General features: G+C 47.8%; 12 protein-coding genes. 9 read left to right on the forward strand and 3 right to left on the reverse strand.

Annotated elements, in window-relative coordinates; translation table 11 throughout:
• Nucleotides 1–23 precede the first annotated feature (23 nt).
• The 4 genes from ilvB to ilvA all read left to right on the forward strand — a co-directional run bounded on the left by ilvB (nt 24) and on the right by ilvA (nt 5,074).
• Nucleotides 24–1,766 carry a biosynthetic-type acetolactate synthase large subunit gene (gene ilvB / locus AC5JBY_RS10380; protein ID WP_495904510.1) on the forward strand — a complete coding sequence of 581 codons (1,743 nt, stop codon included), beginning with the start codon at nt 24–26 and terminating at the stop codon, nt 1,764–1,766.
• Nucleotides 1,767–1,847: 81 nt separating this feature from the next.
• Complete coding sequence (gene ilvN, locus AC5JBY_RS10385) at nt 1,848–2,438, forward strand: acetolactate synthase small subunit (protein ID WP_495904511.1); 591 nt, start codon at nt 1,848–1,850, stop codon at nt 2,436–2,438.
• Between the two features lie 184 nt (nt 2,439–2,622).
• The gene (gene ilvC, locus AC5JBY_RS10390; RefSeq protein WP_495904512.1) at nt 2,623–3,705 is read left to right on the forward strand and encodes a ketol-acid reductoisomerase; all 1,083 of its coding nucleotides are present in this window, start codon (nt 2,623–2,625) and stop codon (nt 3,703–3,705) included.
• A gap of 112 nt (nt 3,706–3,817) precedes the next feature.
• Nucleotides 3,818–5,074, forward strand: coding sequence for a threonine ammonia-lyase (ilvA, locus tag AC5JBY_RS10395; RefSeq protein ID WP_495904513.1), 1,257 nt, complete (start codon nt 3,818–3,820; stop codon nt 5,072–5,074).
• Nucleotides 5,075–5,157: 83 nt separating this feature from the next.
• Here ilvA and AC5JBY_RS10400 read toward each other — a convergent pair whose 3' ends face one another.
• The 3 genes from AC5JBY_RS10400 to AC5JBY_RS10410 all read right to left on the reverse strand — a co-directional run bounded on the left by AC5JBY_RS10400 (nt 5,158) and on the right by AC5JBY_RS10410 (nt 8,660).
• Nucleotides 5,158–6,126 (reverse strand): transglutaminase family protein, encoded by a 969-nt coding sequence (locus AC5JBY_RS10400; protein ID WP_495904514.1) that lies wholly within the window; start codon nt 6,124–6,126, stop codon nt 5,158–5,160.
• Between the two features lie 62 nt (nt 6,127–6,188).
• Complete coding sequence (locus tag AC5JBY_RS10405) at nt 6,189–7,124, reverse strand: alpha-E domain-containing protein (RefSeq protein WP_495904515.1); 936 nt, start codon at nt 7,122–7,124, stop codon at nt 6,189–6,191.
• A 90-nt stretch (nt 7,125–7,214) separates the two neighbouring features.
• Entirely contained in the window at nt 7,215–8,660 is a 1,446-nt protein-coding gene (locus AC5JBY_RS10410; RefSeq protein WP_495904516.1) for a circularly permuted type 2 ATP-grasp protein, read from the reverse strand.
• A 247-nt stretch (nt 8,661–8,907) separates the two neighbouring features.
• Between AC5JBY_RS10410 and AC5JBY_RS10415 the strand changes: the two genes are divergently transcribed.
• The 5 genes from AC5JBY_RS10415 (at nt 8,908) to AC5JBY_RS10435 (ending at nt 19,465) form a co-directional block, all read left to right on the forward strand.
• The gene (locus tag AC5JBY_RS10415) at nt 8,908–9,735 is read left to right on the forward strand and encodes a hypothetical protein (RefSeq protein WP_495904517.1); all 828 of its coding nucleotides are present in this window, start codon (nt 8,908–8,910) and stop codon (nt 9,733–9,735) included.
• A 656-nt stretch (nt 9,736–10,391) separates the two neighbouring features.
• Nucleotides 10,392–14,918 (forward strand): glutamate synthase large subunit, encoded by a 4,527-nt coding sequence (gltB, locus tag AC5JBY_RS10420; RefSeq protein ID WP_495904518.1) that lies wholly within the window; start codon nt 10,392–10,394, stop codon nt 14,916–14,918.
• 58 nt (nt 14,919–14,976) lie between these two features.
• Nucleotides 14,977–16,482, forward strand: a complete 1,506-nt coding sequence (locus tag AC5JBY_RS10425) for a glutamate synthase subunit beta (protein WP_495904519.1) — start codon at nt 14,977–14,979, stop codon at nt 16,480–16,482.
• 415 nt (nt 16,483–16,897) lie between these two features.
• Complete coding sequence (locus AC5JBY_RS10430) at nt 16,898–18,301, forward strand: ammonium transporter (protein WP_495904520.1); 1,404 nt, start codon at nt 16,898–16,900, stop codon at nt 18,299–18,301.
• Nucleotides 18,302–18,385: 84 nt separating this feature from the next.
• Complete coding sequence (locus AC5JBY_RS10435) at nt 18,386–19,465, forward strand: outer membrane beta-barrel protein (protein ID WP_495904521.1); 1,080 nt, start codon at nt 18,386–18,388, stop codon at nt 19,463–19,465.
• Nucleotides 19,466–19,522: the final 57 nt, after the last annotated feature.

The following is a 19,522-nucleotide window of genomic DNA, read 5'->3' on the forward strand; positions in this document are numbered from 1 at the left end:
GCTTTAGCCCAAAAAAGAAGAATATGAGCAGTACAATCGAAATGGCGCCAAAGAAGATCCCGGCACAAACCAAAGCCACCAATATCAGTGGCTCCGAGGCAGTGCTGGAAGCCTTTCTTGCGGAAGGAGTTGACACCATCTTTGGTTATCCCGGCGGCGCTATCATGCCTATCTATGATGCCCTGTATGATTACCAGGAAAAACTAAAACATATACTGGTGCGCCATGAGCAAGGCGGCATCCATGCTGCGCAGGGATTTGCCCGCACCTCTGGCCGCACAGGCGTTGTCTTCGCTACCAGCGGCCCCGGCGCCACCAACCTGGTCACAGGATTGGCAGATGCCATGATCGATAGTACCCCACTCGTTTGTATCACCGGACAGGTATTTGCACACCTGCTTGGTACAGATGCATTCCAGGAAACAGACGTGATCAACATCACCACACCAGTTACCAAATGGAACTACCAGGTGACCGATGCTACAGAGATACCTGCAGTACTGGCCAAAGCCTTTTACATTGCCAACAGTGGTAGGCCCGGCCCGGTATTGATCGATATTACAAAGAATGCACAACTGCAGAAGTTTGACTATGCAGGATACGAAAAGTGCACACACGTGCGCAGCTACCGTCCCAAGCCCATCGTGCGCAAAGAATATGTAGAGCAGGCTGCAAAGCTGATCGATGAAGCAGAAAAGCCCTTCGTGATCTTTGGTCAGGGCGTAATATTAGGGAAGGCAGAAGCTGAGTTCATGAAGTTCATCGAAAAGGCTGGTATACCCTCCGCCTGGACGATCATGGGCGAAAGCGCTATCCCTACCGATCACCCGTTGGCAGTAGGCATGTTGGGCATGCATGGTAACTATGGCCCTAACGTACTGACAAACGAATGCGATGTGTTGATCGCCATCGGTATGCGTTTCGATGACCGTGTTACAGGACGCCTTGACAAATACGCCAAGCAAGCCAAAGTAATACACCTCGATATCGATCCGGCAGAGATCGATAAGAACGTAAAATCTACAGTGCCGGTTTGGGGCGATTGCAAAGAAACATTGCCTTTGCTCACAGAACTGATAGCTCCGAAAGTATATCCTAAGTGGCTCCAAAAATTCCGTGAGTTCCAACAACAGGAAGAAGAACAATGTATCAATCCGGAGCTGAACCCCACTACAGAACAACTGACGATGGGAGAGGTGATCAAAGTGTTGAATGAGCTCACAGGGGGAGATGCGGTGATTGTTACAGACGTAGGTCAGCACCAGATGGTAGCTTGCCGTTACGCTAAGTTTAATCAATCCAAGAGCAACGTAACCTCTGGTGGTCTCGGTACGATGGGCTTTGCTTTGCCGGCAGCCATCGGCGCTAAGTTCGGTGCACCCGAAAGAACAGTAGTAGCCATCATTGGCGACGGAGGTTTCCAGATGACACTGCAGGAGTTGGGCACCATCATGCAAAGCGAGGTAAATGTAAAAATACTGATCCTGAACAACCAGTTCCTGGGCATGGTACGCCAGTGGCAGCAACTCTTCCACGACAAGCGCTATTCATTCGTGGACATTGCCAGCCCCGACTTTGTACAGGTAGCCAAAGGATACAGAATTGAGGGTAACAGCATCTCCGAGAGAAAGAACCTGAAGACGGCATTGAAAACCATGCTGGACCACAACGGCGCTTACCTGCTCGAAGTAATGGTAGGAAAAGAAAACAACGTATTCCCCATGGTGCCACAAGGCTGCAGCGTTGCAGAGATCAGACTCAAATAGAGGATGTTTCCACTCGCTCGCCTCTGGCGAGTGAGGGTATTTTCAAGCCTCTGGCTTGAGCGACAACAAAAAAGAAGTAAAATGTTAAAACAAGAATTCACAGTAACAGTATATACAGAAAACCAGATCGGTTTGCTGAACCGGATCGCGATTATCTTCTCGCGCCGTAAGATCAATATCGAAAGCCTCAACACTTCCCCCAGCGAAGTAGAAGGCATACACCGCTTCACCATCGTCATCAACGAAACAGAAGAAGTAGTAAGAAAGCTGGCCCGCCAGATCGAAAAACAGGTAGAAGTATTGAAAGCATACTACAACACCAACGAAGAGATCGTATGGCAGGAACTGGCCATGTACAAAGTGCCTACAGACGAGATCGCCGAGAAGGTAAAAGTAGAAAGGTTATTGCGTGAGTATGGCGCCCGTGCAGTAGTGATCCGCAAGGACTATACGGTGTTCGAGACCACTGGTCAGCGTGAAGAAACAGACAAGCTCATTGCTGTACTGGAACCCTATGGGCTCATTGAGTTTGTGCGTAGCGCACGCGTGGCCATCATCAAAGCCAGCAGCGGATTCCACGAAAAACTGAAAGAGTTCGAGCAAACAGAACCCGGCGAAGAAGTAATAGAAAACGAATTCCTGAACAAGCAGGATGAAGTATTCACGATGTAAACACTTGCTTGTCACCCTGAGCTTGTCGAAGGGCTGGCGAAGCGTAAAAAGGGTCACCACTTTCGGTGTGAAACCCGTTCGTAATCGTAAGTAACTTAGAACATTATATAGAGCGTTTAACTGTTCTCCCGATCATCATCGGGAAACCTTGAAACAAAAAACTAAAAACCATAAACATTTAAAGATGGCAAAGTTAAATTTCGGCGGTGTGGAAGAAAACGTAGTAACCCGTGAAGAGTTCCCACTGGCCAAAGCGCAAGCTGTATTGAAAAACGAAACAGTAGCAGTAATTGGCTATGGCGTACAAGGCCCCGGCCAGGCGCTGAACCAGAAAGACAATGGTATCAACGTGATCGTTGGCCAGCGTAAGAACTCTAAAACATGGGATAAAGCCGTTCGTGATGGATTTGTACCCGGTGAAACATTGTTCGAAATTGAAGAAGCCCTCCAACGTGGCACCATCATCTGCTACCTGTTGAGCGATGCTGCCCAGATCCAACTGTGGCCAACAGTACAAAAATATTTGACACCAGGTAAAGCCCTGTACTTCTCACACGGCTTTGGTATCACCTTCAATGAGCAAACAGGCATCGTTCCTCCCAAGGATGTAGACGTGTTCCTGGTAGCTCCTAAAGGCTCTGGTACTTCACTCCGCCGTATGTTCCTGCAAGGTCGTGGTCTGAACAGCAGCTACGCCATCTTCCAGGATGCTACAGGCAAAGCAAAAGAAAGAGTAGTAGCCCTCGGCATTGCAGTAGGAAGCGGTTACCTGTTCGAAACTGATTTCAAGAAAGAAGTATATTCTGACCTCACAGGTGAGCGTGGTACCCTGATGGGCGCTATCCAGGGTATCTTCGCTGCTCAGTACGAAGTACTCCGCAAAAAAGGACATACTCCTTCTGAAGCGTTCAACGAAACAGTTGAAGAGCTCACACAATCCCTGATGCCACTGGTAGCAGAGAACGGTATGGACTGGATGTATGCTAACTGCTCTACCACTGCACAACGTGGTGCACTCGATTGGTGGAAGAAGTTCCGTGACGCTACATTACCAGTGTTCACTGAACTGTACGAAAGCGTAGCAGCTGGTAAAGAAAGCCAACGCTCTATCGATTCCAACAGCCAGCCCGACTATCGCGAGAAGCTGGAAGTAGAACTGAAAGAACTGCGCGACAGCGAAATGTGGCAAGCTGGTAAAACAGTAAGAAGCCTGCGTCCTGAAAACCAGGCGGCACCTGCCAAGAAAGCAGCTGAAGTAGCTAATTAATATACTGCAAGACACTAAAGGCGCAAAGTTCATCTGTTCCCTTTGCGCCTTGGTGTCTCTGCTAAAACCGTTCTCCGCGATTGTAGCCTTGAAGCCAACAAGGAAGAAACACATGAGCTTATCTGCACCCCATACCGCCGCACTCGACTTTCACAAAGCCGCCCTCCGGTTGAAGAAAGTAGTTACGAAAACACCATTATCATTCAATCCCAATCTTTCCCGTAAATACGGATGCAACGTATACCTCAAGCGCGAAGACTTGCAGGTAGTACGCTCCTACAAACTGCGTGGCGCTTACAACATGATGAGCAGCCTCCCGGCAGAGCAATTACAGAAAGGCGTAGTATGCGCCAGTGCAGGCAACCATGCACAGGGATTTGCATTCTCCTGTAAGAAATTAGGCGCAAAAGGAGTAGTATTCATGCCTATCATTACCCCCAACCAGAAGGTGAAACAAACCCGCATGTTTGGAGAAGACTACATAGAAGTAGTATTGGTAGGAGATACCTTCGATGACTGTGCCATTGCAGCTAAAGAATACACGGAAAAGAACGGTATGACCTTCATCCCACCATTTGATGATGCGCGCATCATAGAAGGACAAGGCACGGTGGCGGTAGAAATATTGGAAGAACAGGCAGACATCGATTATGTATTTATCCCCGTGGGAGGAGGTGGCCTTAGTGCAGGAGTAGGTACCTTCTTCAAAACCTATTCACCCCGCACAAAGATCATTGGACTGGAACCCGAAGGCGCCCCTTCCATGAAAAAAGCATTGGAAGCCGGTCATCCGGTTACACTGGAAAACATAGAACGCTTTGTAGACGGCGCAGCCGTAAAGAGAGTGGGGGACCTTACCTTTTCCATCTGCAAAGAAGTGCTGGACGATATGCACCTGGTGCCCGAAGGAAAAATATGCTCTACCATCCTGAAACTGTACAATGAAGACGCGATTGTGGTAGAACCAGCCGGAGCATTATCTATTGCAGCACTGGATGATTATGCCGAAGCCATCAAAGGAAAGAACATCGTATGCATTGTGAGCGGCAGCAACAATGACATCGACCGCATGCAGGAGATCAAAGAACGCAGCCTCCAATACGAAGGATTGAAACACTACTTCCTGGTGCGCTTTGCCCAACGCCCGGGAGCACTGAAAGAATTTGTAAACCATGTACTCGGACCCAACGACGATATTACCCGTTTTGAGTACATGCAAAAACACAACAAAGAATCCGGACCTGCTCTCGTAGGCATTGAGCTCCAATCCCGCGAAGATTACAACGTACTCCTCACCAACATGAACAAGTACAACATCAACTACACCGAACTCAACAAGAACGACAACCTCTTTGGGTACCTCGTATAACGCAGTCAGGCCGCTCCCGGCGGCCAGACTATCTAATGTATTTATCTAAAGGCTAAAAGCTAACCCCTAACACCTAAAGTGATCTACTGCTGTTGCTGCATCTGCATCATCTCCATATGCTGGCGCCAGGAGTTCTTCACCTCACCATTAGTGGGAGCCACAGGCTGAGTAGTAAGCACGGTAGCCTCCTCGCTTTGAGTAACCCCATCTTCATAGGCAACAGATACACCTACATCCAGCTGGTGCTTGGCAATACCCTTATAAGTACCCTTCACAGGTGAGCAATCCATAAAACTTCTGCCAACAGCCAGTCGAACGTGAAGCTCATTGGCGATGCAATTATTGGTAGGGTCAAAACCCAGCCAACCATAAAAAGGAATATAAGCCTCCACCCAGGCATGCGTTGCGCCTTCACCCCGCATACCACTCCGGTTGGGACAAACATAACCACTTACATAGCGGGCAGGAATGTCGATCATGCGCAACATCGCCAGTAATATATGAGCAAAATCCTGGCAAACGCCAGCCTTCAGCTCCCATATCTCGTCGAGCGTAGTCTCAACAGTAGTTACACCCTTGATATATTGGAAATTCTTGTACACATACTCAGTCAACTTCTTGGCAGCTTCCAACACAGTCACCTGCCTGCTTTGCTCCACATGCGCAATATCCTGTACAGCTGCCAGTGCATTGAACTTTTCCTGCTTTAAGAAATCGATATAAGGAATGACATAAGTAAGCGAGAGAAGATTATTCCATTGCTCCTCCTTAGGAGTCGTATCTGCTGGCAATTCCCTTTCGCGGGTTACCACTTCGATCCGTGCATCGATCGTGAGCTCTTTATGCGAAGCCGTATACATGAACGAACCCACCTTATTACCATAATAATCCAGGTACATATCCACAGCCGGTTCCCCGGTGATCATAAGGTCGTGCTTCAACACATCCTGGAATTCATCCTCCAGCGGAAACAACATGATCTGGTTGGCACTATCCACAACAGGCACCTCGTAGCAATACCTGGTAATGTGGTGAATTTTAAATCGTGGCATGAATTACAATCAGTTTCTGGTTGATATAAAGTCAAAAATAATGCTATTCGGTATTCCCGTTGTCAGGAATAGCCAAAATAGTGCTGGCCCAATGAAGTACCTACAGCATGCAGCTCATTACGTACACCGGTAAGAAACTCATGCAGTCCCTGCTGCATGATACTCTCAGGAGTAGAATACCGTACCCGGCTTTTTACCTTACCGATCATGAAGTCGATACTGTTATAAGCAGAAGTGGTTTGCTCGCTCTTCAGCCGCTCAAAATACCGGCTCATCTGATCGATAGAGTACATCACAGAGCGGGGAAACTGGTTATTCAATACGATCTGCTCCACCACCCGGCGCGCTTCAAAGCCACCAGAGTAATTTCTGAGATATAGCTCATAACCGGAAATAGACAACAGTAGGTAACGCCAGTAGGAAGTATCCGTAACATTGGAAAAATCAAATTTGCTGTCACTGAACTTCACATCGAGGATGTCGGCGCTTTGAATAGCCCTTTCAAGGAAGCGGCCAATATTCATGAACGAATAACCCTCACCTCTTGCCATGGTAATATCCGACGTACCATAAAACAACAGCCCCTGCTTGATCAGTATATCGAGCGCAGTAATAGGATCTTCTTTATATAAGAACTCCAGCAACTGCTCGTCGCGCACGGTATGATAAAAGTCATTAAGGCATTGCCACAACTCTTTAGTAATGTGATCCTGCACACTGCGCGCGTTCTCACGCGCCTGCGTCACAATGTTCAATACGGAGTTGGGGTTCTCCTTATCCGAAACCATGTATTGCAGCACCGTTCTACCCTGCGCGGCGATTTTGGTAGCTTCCTCCTCAGATAAGTAAGTGAATATCTTCAAAACCGGAAGCCAGGAAAAATATTGCAGGTCATCCTGCGAAAGCGCATAATTCGTTTTCAGCATCCGCAAAATACCATCGGTACGTTCCATATACCGGTTCATCCAGAATAAGCTATCGGCTACTCTACTAAGCATGTTAGTTTATGATTTGTTATTGCTGGTTTTTAGTTGAAATGTATGCTATCAAAGCAAACGCATTCACGATTGCCGATTGCCGACTGCCGGTTACACCGTCAGCACCCACGTGTCCTTACTACCGCCACCTTGCGATGAATTCACCACAAGCGATCCTTCGCGCAACGCTACCCGCGTTAACCCACCCGGCACAATACGAATACCATTAGGACCACACAGCGCATAAGGCCGAAGGTCCACCCGGCGCGGCTGCAGCTTTCCATTCATATAACAAGGCGCAGAAGACAAACTGATGGTAGGCTGAGCGATAAACTGTCGTGGGTCTTTTAAGATGGCCGTTTGGAAATCACTGATCTCTTTGTCAGAAGCAGTGTGACCCATCAACATACCATAACCACCACTCTCATTGGTTTTCTTGATCACCATCTTGTTCATGTTCTTGAACACATACTCCCGCTCTTCCACATTGCCCAGTTGATAAGTAGGAACATTTTTAAGAATGGGCTCTTCATTCAGATAGTAACGGATCATGGCAGGCACGTATGAATAAATAGCCTTGTCATCAGCCACGCCATTACCCACGGCATTCACGATAGCCACATTGCCTTTGCGGTAAGCACTCATGATGCCGGATACGCCCAGCGCACTGGAAGCATTGAACACAAGCGGGTCGAGGAAGTCATCATCCACCCGACGGTAGATCACATCAACCTGCTGAAGCCCGGCAGTTGTTTTCATATATACCCGGTGATTATCCACCACGAGGTCTCTGCCTTCCACCAGCTCGATGCCCATCATGCGCGCCAGCGTAGTATGTTCAAAATATGCAGAGTTATAAATGCCAGGAGAAAGAAGCACAACAGTAGGATTGCTGATCTGGCGGGGAGCCAGCGATACGAGATTCTTATGCAGGATATTGGGATACTCCATCACGCTGCGTACGTTGATCAGTGGCAGCAGATCCGGGAAGATCCGTTTTGTGATCTCCCGGTTCTCCAGCATATAGCTTACACCACTCGGCGTGCGGAGATTATCCTCCAGCACATAAAAAGTGCCATCATTATCCCGGATCAGATCGATGCCGGCAATATGAACATAAATATCATAAGGAACAGGGAAGCGCACCATCTCCCGCAAAAAGTGCGGACAACTATATATAATAGACAAAGGCACGAGCCCATCTTTAATAATGAATTGCTCATTATATACATCCTTTAGGAAAAGATTGAGTGCTTTCAGCCGTTGCTGAATACCCTTCTCGATGTAGTTCCATTCAGAAGCAGTAATGATGCGGGGAATAATATCAAATGGAAAGATTTTCTCGATGCCTTCACCACTATTATATACAGTGAAAGTGATCCCTTGGGTCATGAAAAGCCTTTTAGCCTGCTCTTCCTTTTTACTCAGCTCTTCTATACTCAGGTGTTGGAGGAAGTCGACGACACCACTGTATTGTTGTCGTACAGCGGCAGAGTCATGCATTTCATCCCAGGTATTCTTATCAGGGCAATAGCCATTCAACAGCTCGTTAAGCATAGCAGGGGGGCTTTGGTTAAGAATGGCAAGAAATCGTTGTGATAACGTTGACTAATCCAAATATAAGGAAAACAAAGTGAGAAAGAACAAGCTGCGGGATTATGCCAGATCAAAAAATGGAATCCGGATACATGCATGCTGCAAGGCCGATCACATCACATATTGATGTGAATTAGGCCCGTTGTGACATTCCTTTAACAACGATCCGCCTTACTTCGCTGTCAGATAGCCACAATAAAATATAGCCATGAAAGCAAGAAACACAGGCTCCGCATCAAACAATGCGATCAGGAGCACATCAGTATTGACAAGTAAGATAGCAACACGCCTTTTGATGATCTGCACGGCCACGGTCCTCTTCATCGCCTGCAAAAAAGATAAAGACAACCCGGCGCCGCCACCTACCGAAAAAACATTTCAGATAAACTTTAGCACTCCATCCGTCGTCTTCAACCTGGTCGACTCTGGATTCGTAGTACTGAAGAAAGCCGGTTCAGCCAACCAGATCTTCAAACGCTTTGAAAAGAAGGCAAACGCTCTAAGCTTTTCCATCGAAGACCTGACCGCCGGCAACTGGACCGCCGAGCTGTACATCTTCGCCCGCTTCAATGAGTCAGCCGGTCGCCGCTACGACCATGCACAGGGATTTACGATACCCACCGGCGGAGCCAAACAAAACATTACCCTCGCCGCACCTACAGGTACCATTACCGACATTTGGAAACCTTACGCCTTTTTCCGGCATGCAGGGCAAGGAGTCAGCGTAGCCGTGGCCCTCGATGCTACCAACCCGCATTTTGATATCGAAGTCAAGGATACAAAGTGGGACAGATACTATATAGAAAGATACGCCAGCAACAGGCTGGAGGGAGGAGCTAATGCGAAGGTGGCCGAGCAGATCTGGCTTTGCGAAAATAACTGCTACACATCCGACAAGTTTATTAACAACAATACAGCCTTTATACCCTTCACCCAGGAAGTAGGCAACAAACCCTGGAATAACGGCCTTATAATCGTTGTAATAGCCGATAACGACGGCCCCGCCGTCCAGTTCTCCCATGTCTATAATAAATAATAGCCCCATTCCCTGTCATTTCGAACGGAGCCATCCGGGACTATAAAATGTGAGATGTAGCGGCGCAGTGAGAAATCTGCTTGCGAAGTAAAGGAATAGCGAAGTAAAGGTAGCAGAGTAAAAGGCATATCGAAGCAAACGGAATTGCCCGGTCCTTCAGGGCCGGGGTTGAATAAATGACACCCATTTCGGGCTTTAGCCCAACATATTTTCCCAACTCAAATGTCCCCAACCCTGCAAGGTCGGGGCTTTTTTGTGTCGGGAAACTAAAAAAGACAGGCAAAAACCGGCGAAACGATAAGAGGCCGATTAAAAATTGAGGAAAACCAACCGGAAATAGTAAAATATAGAATAATTGATATGTTTCATAAACATTGGATTTTAGTAGCGTTATTGGTTTATGTTACTATGAAAAGTCATATTATGAACCAGTATATCTAATTTTTGACCCCCTTTCCACCCCAAAACACAAATATTTAAGATTTAGGTAACATTTTATTAATGAACTCACGCGTGTTAGTGTGGAAAATAACTGTATATATCTACGGTTTTTCCCCCTTTTTATTGTATTTTTAAAGCGTTGCTTGCTGCCATATTGAAAATTCCTATGAGAATCGTGGGTTTTATTGAAAATTTTCAAAACAAAGCTTCTTTTCATGGCAAGCAATCAGGGTAATCAGGGGCTTTATCATCCCTCATTTGAACGCGATGCATGTGGTATAGGATTCGTAGCGAATATCAAAGGCCACAAATCACATCAACACATTTCCGACGCACTTACTGTCCTGGAAAACATGGAACACCGTGGAGCCTGCGGTTGCGAAAGCAATACAGGTGATGGAGCCGGTATCATGATCCAGACGCCACACGAATTCTTCTTCGATGAGTGCATTAAGTTGGGCGTGCCCTTGCCGCCATTTGGGCGCTATGGTGTAGGAGTTATCTTCTTCCCCCGCGAAATACGTTTACGTGAAGAATGCCGCGATATATTCAACCGCACAGCCGAAAAGCTGGGCCTCGAAATACTCGCCTACCGTAAAGTGCCGGTAAATCCCGATGGCATTGGAGCTACCGCATTAAGCGTGGAGCCGGAGATGGAACAAGTGTTCATCGCTTGCCCCGATCATATCACCAATCCCGAAGATTTTGAGCGTAAGCTATTCTTGTTGCGCAACTATGCCAGCCACACCATAAATAATACAGTAAAGAAGGACGCGATCGGATTCTACATCGCATCCATGTCATATAAAACGGTCGTATATAAAGGACAGCTCACCAGCATGCAGGTGCGTCCCTATTTCCCCGACCTCAGCAACAAGCGCGTAGTGAGCGCCTTTGGCCTTGTTCACTCTCGTTTTGCTACCAATACATTCCCTTCCTGGAAGCTGGCACAGCCCTTCCGCTTCATCGCACACAACGGAGAAATCAATACACTCCAGGGCAACCTCAACTGGTTAAAGACCAGTGAGCCTGGCTTTGCATCACCCTACTTCACCAAGGAAGAAATGGAAATGCTGCTGCCTATCGTTACAGAAGGACAGTCAGACTCCGCCTGCCTTGACAACGTAATAGAACTACTTTCCCTCACGGGCCGTTCATTGCCACATGTAATGATGATGCTCATCCCCGAAGCATGGGATGGCAATGATGATATGGACCCCGTGAAGAAATCATTCTACGAATTCCACGCATCCCTCATGGAGCCCTGGGATGGTCCGGCATCTATCTCCTTCACTGATGGTAAGATCATCGGCGCTACGCTCGATAGGAACGGCTTACGTCCTTCCCGTTATTGCGTTACAACGGATGACCGCGTGATTATGGCTTCCGAAACAGGCGTATTGCCCATTCACCCCACACTCATCAAAGAAAAAGGACGCCTGCAGCCAGGTAAAATGTTTGTGGTGGATATGGAGCAGGGACGCATCATCAGCGATGGTGAATTGAAACGCACCATCTGCTCACAAAAACCATATGCAGAGTGGTTGAACAAATACAAGATCAGGTTGAACGAACTACCTGAGCCAAGAGTATTGTTTACCCACCTCGAGCATGACCAGGTATTCAAATACCAAAAAGCATTCGGCTATTCAACAGAAGACCTCGATACGATTATTGCCCCAATGGCGCTGGACGGTAAGGAGCCTATCGGTTCGATGGGCACCGACACGCCACTCGCTGTACTGAGCGATCAGCCACAGCACCTCAGCAGTTATTTCAAACAACTGTTTGCACAAGTAACCAACCCACCGATCGACCCCATCCGCGAACGCATGGTGATGTCGCTCGCTACTTTCGTGGGTAACAATGGAAACCTGCTCGAAGAAGATCCCCTCAGCTGCCACACGGTGGCATTGAAACATCCGGTATTGACCAACCATGAGTTGGAAAGCATCCGCAGTATCGACACGGGCATCTTCCAGGCCAAAACCCTGCAGTGCTACTTCAGGGCCGATGGCAAACCAGGTTCCATGAAAGCCGCACTGGACCGCATCTGCCGCTATGCGGTAGACGCAGCACAAGATGGATTCGAAGTATTGATCCTGCAGGATAGAGCCATCGACTCTGACCACGCACCGATCCCTTCACTCCTGGCCACAGCTGCCGTACACCACCACCTTATCCGCAAAGGACTGCGCGGTCAGGTAGGCATCGTAGTAGAAGCGGGCGATGTTTGGGAAGTACACCACTTCGCTTGCCTGTTGGCCTTCGGCGCCACAGCCATCAACCCATACCTCGCACTGTCCTCTATCCGCGATATGAAGTTGACCGGCAAACTGGAAACAACATTGGAAGTAGATTATCTGAAGAAAAACTACATCAAAGCTGTAAACGACGGCCTGCTGAAAGTATTCTCTAAAATGGGTATCTCTACACTCCAATCATACCAGGGCGCTCAGATATTGGAGATCATTGGTCTGAACAGATCAGTAGTAGATAAATACTTCACCGGTGCCACATCCCGCATCGAAGGAATGGGCCTGGATGAGATCGCCAAAGAAACATTGGCCAAACACACCTTTGCCTTTGCACGCAAAGACGTTCCGGTAAATCGCCTATCAGTAGGCGGTGTTTACCAATGGAAGCGTAAAGGCGAGTTCCATCTGTTCAATCCACAAACCATCCACCTGTTGCAATACTCAACACGGATGGGCGATTACAATACATTCAAGAAGTACACGAAGCTGGTAGACGAGCAGGGAGAAAAAGCAGCTACACTCCGTAGCCTGTTCCGCTTCAAACGCAACAGAACGGCTATCTCTATTGATGAAGTTGAACCAGCAGAGAATATTTATAAACGTTTTGCTACAGGAGCCATGTCCTTCGGATCGATCTCCTGGGAAGCACACACTACACTTGCTATTGCGATGAACCGCCTCGGTGGCAAAAGCAATACAGGTGAAGGCGGAGAAGATGAAAGAAGATATGAGCTGATGGAGAACGGAGATTCCATGCGCAGCGCTATCAAACAAGTAGCATCAGCACGCTTTGGAGTCACCAGCCATTACCTCACAGAAGCAGACGAGCTCCAGATCAAAATGGCACAGGGTGCAAAACCCGGAGAAGGTGGACAGCTCCCCGGCCATAAAGTAGACGACTGGATTGGTAAAACAAGACACTCTACACCAGGCGTGGGATTGATATCACCACCCCCGCACCACGATATATATTCAATCGAAGATCTGGCACAATTGATCTTCGACCTTAAAAATGCTAACCGCGCAGCCCGCATCAACGTAAAACTTGTATCGAAAGCCGGTGTAGGTACCATTGCAGCCGGTGTGGCCAAGGCCAAAGCCGACGTAGTGCTCATTTCGGGGTTCGACGGCGGAACGGGTGCATCACCCATCAGCTCTATCAAGCACGCAGGATTACCTTGGGAACTGGGCCTCGCAGAAGCACACCAGACACTGGTAAAAAATAAACTGCGTAGCCGCATCGTGTTACAGGCAGATGGTCAGATGAAGACAGGTAAAGATATTGCCATCGCTGCATTGCTCGGAGCAGAAGAGTGGGGTGTAGCCACTGCTGCACTGGTGGTAGAAGGATGCATCATGATGCGCAAATGTCACCTGAATACTTGTCCCGTAGGCGTTGCAACACAAGATCCTGAATTGCGCAGCCGCTTCTCAGGAAATGCAGACCACGTGGTAAACTTCTTCAAGTACATTACCCAGGAACTTCGCGAGATCATGGCAGAATTGGGCTACCGCACCGTAAACGAAATGATCGGTCAGGTAGATACCCTCGAAATGCGCGACGACATTAAACACTGGAAATACAGCAAGCTCGATCTTTCTCCTGTATTATATAAAGAACCAGCAGGTCTCTACACTGGTCTGTACAAACAGGAAGAGCAAGACCACGGTTTAGAGTCTGTGCTCGACTGGCAGTTGCTCGAAGCAGCTAAACCAGCCATCGAAAAACAAGAGCGCGTGGCAGCTTCATTTGCAATGAAGAATACCGATAGAACACTGGGAACAATTCTCTCCAACGAGATCACCAAAAAATACAAAGCAGCCGGTTTACCGGATGACACGATCCACTTCAACCTCACAGGAACAGCGGGTCAAAGCTTTGGAGCCTTCAACACCAAAGGAGTAACGCTGGAACTCGAAGGTGATGCCAACGACTACTTCGGAAAAGGATTGAGCGGCGCCAAACTGATCGTATATCCGCCCAAGCAAGCCTCCTACGTGCCGGAAGATAATATCATCATTGGTAACACTGCCTTCTACGGCGCCACATCCGGTGAAGCATACATCCGCGGTAAAGCTGGAGAGCGCTTCTGCGTACGTAACTCCGGTGCACGCGTGGTAACAGAAGGAACAGGCGATCACGGATGTGAATACATGACCGGAGGTACAGTTGTTATTCTCGGAGAAACAGGTCGCAACTTTGCAGCAGGTATGAGCGGCGGTATCGCTTACGTATATGACGTAAAAGCACAATTCGCTGATCGTTGCAACAAAGAAATGGTAGACCTCGATCCCGTAGATGCAGACGATGCCAAAGTCCTGCACGATATGATCACACACCACTACGCCTACACAGGCAGTACAGTAGCCAAATTTGTACTGGACGATTTCGAAAACCAGCTGAAGAACTTTGTGAAAGTCTTCCCGGCTGATTACAAAAAAGTACTCCAGGCAAAGAAAGTACCGGTACAGGTGAAGAAGTAAAAACAGTGATCAATAAACGTTAACAACTAAGACTAACAACAATAAACTATAAAACACAATGGGCAAGCCATCAGGTTTTTTAGAGTTTACGAGAGAGCTGCCCGGTAAATTGCCGGTGCAGGATAGGGTGAAGAACTACAACGAGTTTGTAGAGCGATTCAGTGAAGAGAAGCTGAACCAGCAGAGCGCCCGCTGCATGAACTGTGGAGTACCATTCTGCCACAGCGGATGCCCTTTAGGAAATGTGATCCCCGAGTTCAACGACGCGATATACCGTAAGAGCTGGGAAGAGGCATACGACATACTTACATCAACCAATAACTTTCCCGAGTTCACTGGCCGCATTTGTCCGGCTCCTTGCGAAAGCGCCTGCGTGTTGGGCATCAACCAACCACCGGTTGCCATCGAAGAGATCGAGAAACACATCATAGAAATAGCATTCGATAAAGGATTTGTAAAACCCCGCAAGCCGAATGTGCGCAGTGGTAAAAAAGTAGCGGTAGTCGGATCAGGACCCGCGGGCCTGGCTGCAGCAGCACAACTTAACTACGCCGGTCACACAGTAACAGTGTTTGAACGTGATGACGCAGCGGGCGGTTTGCTCCGTTACGGTATCCCCGATTTCAAACTCGAAAAATGGGTGATCGATCGCCGCATCGCATTGATGGAAGAAGAAGGCATTACCTTTAAATACAATGCCAACGTAGGCGTGAATGTCAAGATCAATGACCTCCTGCGCGAATACAATGCAATTGTACTGTCCGGCGGTTCAACAGTACCAAGAGACCTGCCGGTGCCAGGCAGAGAATTGAAAGGCGTTCATTATGCCATGACCTTCCTGAAACAACAAAACAAGCGCGTAGCAGGAAAAGATCCCTTGGCCAACCCTGAGATCGAAAGCAACATATTCACAGAAGATATTTTCGCAACAGGTAAGAATGTAGTAGTAATTGGTGGTGGTGATACGGGCAGTGACTGCGTGGGAACATCCAACCGCCACGGCGCACTGTCAGTAACACAGTTTGAACTGTTGCCCAAGCCACCGGAAGGAAGGACAACCTTCATGCCCTGGCCAACCTATCCCATGACATTGAAAGTATCCTCTTCCCACGAAGAAGGAGCACAACGTCACTGGGCCATAGCTACCAAATCATTTGTAGGCGATGAAAAAGGCAACCTGAAAGCCTTGAAAGTAGTCGACCTCGAATGGAAGATCACAGAAGATGGCCGTCCCGCCAAATTTGTAGAAGTTGAAGGTAGCGAACGCGAGCTCCCTTGCGAACTGGCATTGCTGGCGATGGGCTTCGTTCACCCACAACATGCTGGTCTCATCTCCGAGCTGGGGGTGGAACTGGACGAGCGAGGAAATGTGCGCGCAACCGAAAAAGCCTACCAAACCAACATCCAGAAGATCTTTGCAGCCGGTGACGTACGCCGCGGACAAAGTCTGGTAGTTTGGGCCATCAGCGAAGGACGTGAATGCGCCCGTAAAGTAGACGAGTTCCTCAGCGGCGGCGTATCCCTCCTCGAAAGCAAAGACCAGAACATCATCATGGCAGTTTAGCAAAACAACACAATAGAGTGCTGAAACAAGCCATTCACCGAAAGGTGGGTGGCTTTTGTGTTATATGTACACGTTAGGCCGCACAAACCCGCACAGTACTATTTATACCGTGATTTTTCTATAGATAACCACCAGCTAAATCAGCGTTTATATGATTTAGCCAATTATTTTACCAAGTGGAAAAAATATTTTTTTAGAATACTTCGAAAAACGACTCCTTTTTCTATTTCGGTATTTGATATTCTCTATAAATGAGGTGGGATAATTGTTTCAATGACTAAAAACTTATTAAAATAGTAACATTATAAATAATTGCATATATATCGGTTGATCAAAAACAGGCAAAAAAATGCTAATTTAGATTCAGAATAACACATAGTACTCATTCTTAATTTAACAACTAAAATCAACTGGTATGAAATTGAGCCTTAAGACGGTCGCTCCGTTTCTTGTCCTTCTCGTCGTGGCCCTCGCAGCCATGTTCGTCACTCCTGAAGCCGATTATGTTCCCGGCGAAAAAGATACCCAATACAGTGCAGCAGACATTGCCTGGGTTATTACAGCAGCAGCTTTAGTATTCCTGATGACACCCGGTCTCGCGTTCTTTTATGGTGGCATGGTACACCGCAAGAACGTGATCTCTACCATGATCAAGAGCGTGGTAGCCGCTGGTGTGGTAGGCGTATTGTGGATCGCAGTTGGTTTCAGCCTTAGCTTCGGTGAATCCATTAACGGGATCATCGGAAACCCCTCCACCTATCTGTTCTTTAAAGGGGTCAAATCTGGTCCGGCCTGGCCCGCAGCAGCCACCATTCCTCTATCATTGTTTGCCTTGTTCCAGCTTATGTTCGCTATCATCACCCCTGGCCTCGTGGTAGGTGCAGTAGCAGAACGTATTCGCTTCACATCTTATATATTGTTCATCGTGCTCTTCAGCTTACTCGTGTATGCACCCGTTGCACACTGGTCCTGGCATCCGGAAGGATTCCTCGCCAAAATGGGCGCATGGGATTTTGCCGGTGGTACAGTTGTACACATCACTGCTGGTTGCGCAGCCCTCGCAGGCGCACTGGTGCTGAAACGCCGTAAAGTACACCAGGAAGCCAGGGAAATTCCACCAGCAAACGTACCATACGTATTGATTGGCACTGGTTTACTCTGGTTCGGTTGGTTCGGTTTCAACGCAGGTTCTGCCGTTGGATCTACACCCCTCGCAGTGAACGCACTGGGTACTACCAACACAGCCGCTGCAGCTGCAGGTCTGGCCTGGATGTTCTTCGATGTATTGAAAGGTAAAAAGCCCTCTGTACTTGGCTTCTGTATCGGTGCAGTAGTTGGTCTGGTTGCCATTACGCCGGCCGCAGGTTTTGTGGGAATCCCCCAAAGCGTGATCATCGGTGTAGTAGGCGCATTGATCTCTAACATCGCAGTAGGCATCAAGCAAAAATCAACCCTCGATGACACCCTCGACGTATTCCCCTGCCACGGTATTGGTGGTATGGTAGGTATGCTGATGACTGGTATATTCGCAAACGAGCTGGCCCACGGTATCAAAGGTGGCCCTCAAGGCTTGTTCTACGGTAACCCTGCTTTCTTCCTGACACAACTGAAAGCAATGGCCATCGTAGTAGCATACAGCTTCGCAGTATCCTGGCTGATCTTCAAATTCATCAACTTCATACTTCCGCTGCGCGTAACTTCTGAGGAAGAAGAACTGGGTCTGGACGCGACACAGCACAACGAAAAATACCTGCAAGGCACATTACTCGTGCACGACAATGGTAAAATGGAAGATAAATTAGTGGAGAGCGGACATTAAGAAAAAGGTACAGCTAATAAACAAGCTTCTGACACAAGCTCATTCCGCCGTACCCTTTCCTTTTAACACTTAAAATCTTTAACAATGTTAAGAAAATTCTCTGTATTGGCCATAGCAGTGGCCTGCTCAACGTGTGCTTTCTCGCAAGACTCAACAAAAAAATCCAATTTCGTAATCTCAGGCTCCGCAGATGTGTATTATCGCTACAATTTTGCCAATCCAACGATAAAAGACGACACAGATCCACTATTTAATAATTTTAATAATGCGACCAGCTTCACCAACACACATAACACTTTTGCCTTAGGTATGGCCTCCCTTAAAGTGGAGCATTCCATCGGAAAAGTAGGTATGGTCGCTGATTTGGGATTTGGCAAAAGGGCAGAAGAGTTCTCCTACAATGACGCAAACACCCAACTGGCTGTAAAACAGTTATACGTAACCTTCGCACCTTCCGATAAGATCAAGTTCACCCTCGGTAGCTTCGGCACCCACGTAGGATACGAGCTGGTAGATGCCTACCTGAACAGGAACTACAGCATGAGCTACATGTTCTCCTACGGACCCTTCTTCCACACGGGTTTAAAGGCTGATATCAGCCTCGGCGGAACTTCTGCTTTCATGGTGGGTGTTACCAACCCTACAGACTTCAAGAGCGCCAGCGCCGAGCCTAAAATGGTCATCGGACAGTTCTCTACCGGTTCCAAAGATGGTTCCGTTAAAGGCTTCCTGAACTTCCAGGGCGGTAAATACACCGACAATGACCGTCTTACACAGTTCGATGCAGTAGGTACCTTCGGTATTTCTTCTAAATTCAGCCTGGGCCTCAACGCTACCTGGCAGTCCAGAAGCTCTAAAGACAATACGGGCAAATGGGGCGACTCAGAAAGCTGGTACGGAGCTGCATTATATGCAAACCTCGATCCCGTTAGCTGGTTTGGTCTCACATTCCGTGGAGAGTACCTTAACGATGATAAAAATGTGCTGGGTTTCAATACAACCATCTTTACCCCCACATTATCAGCCAACTTCAAGATCGACAACCTGACTATCATACCTGAATTCAGATTTGATAATGCCAGCGACAACATGTTCCTGAAGCACGATCTGTCAGCTACTAAGTCAACTGGTAGCTTCATCCTGGCAGCTACATATCACTTCTAATATCTCATTCTCAGTCACATAGGAGTTTAGTGTTGTTTTGTTAAGAATGAGAGGCAC

It is taken from the genome of Paraflavitalea sp. (genome assembly GCF_059502485.1).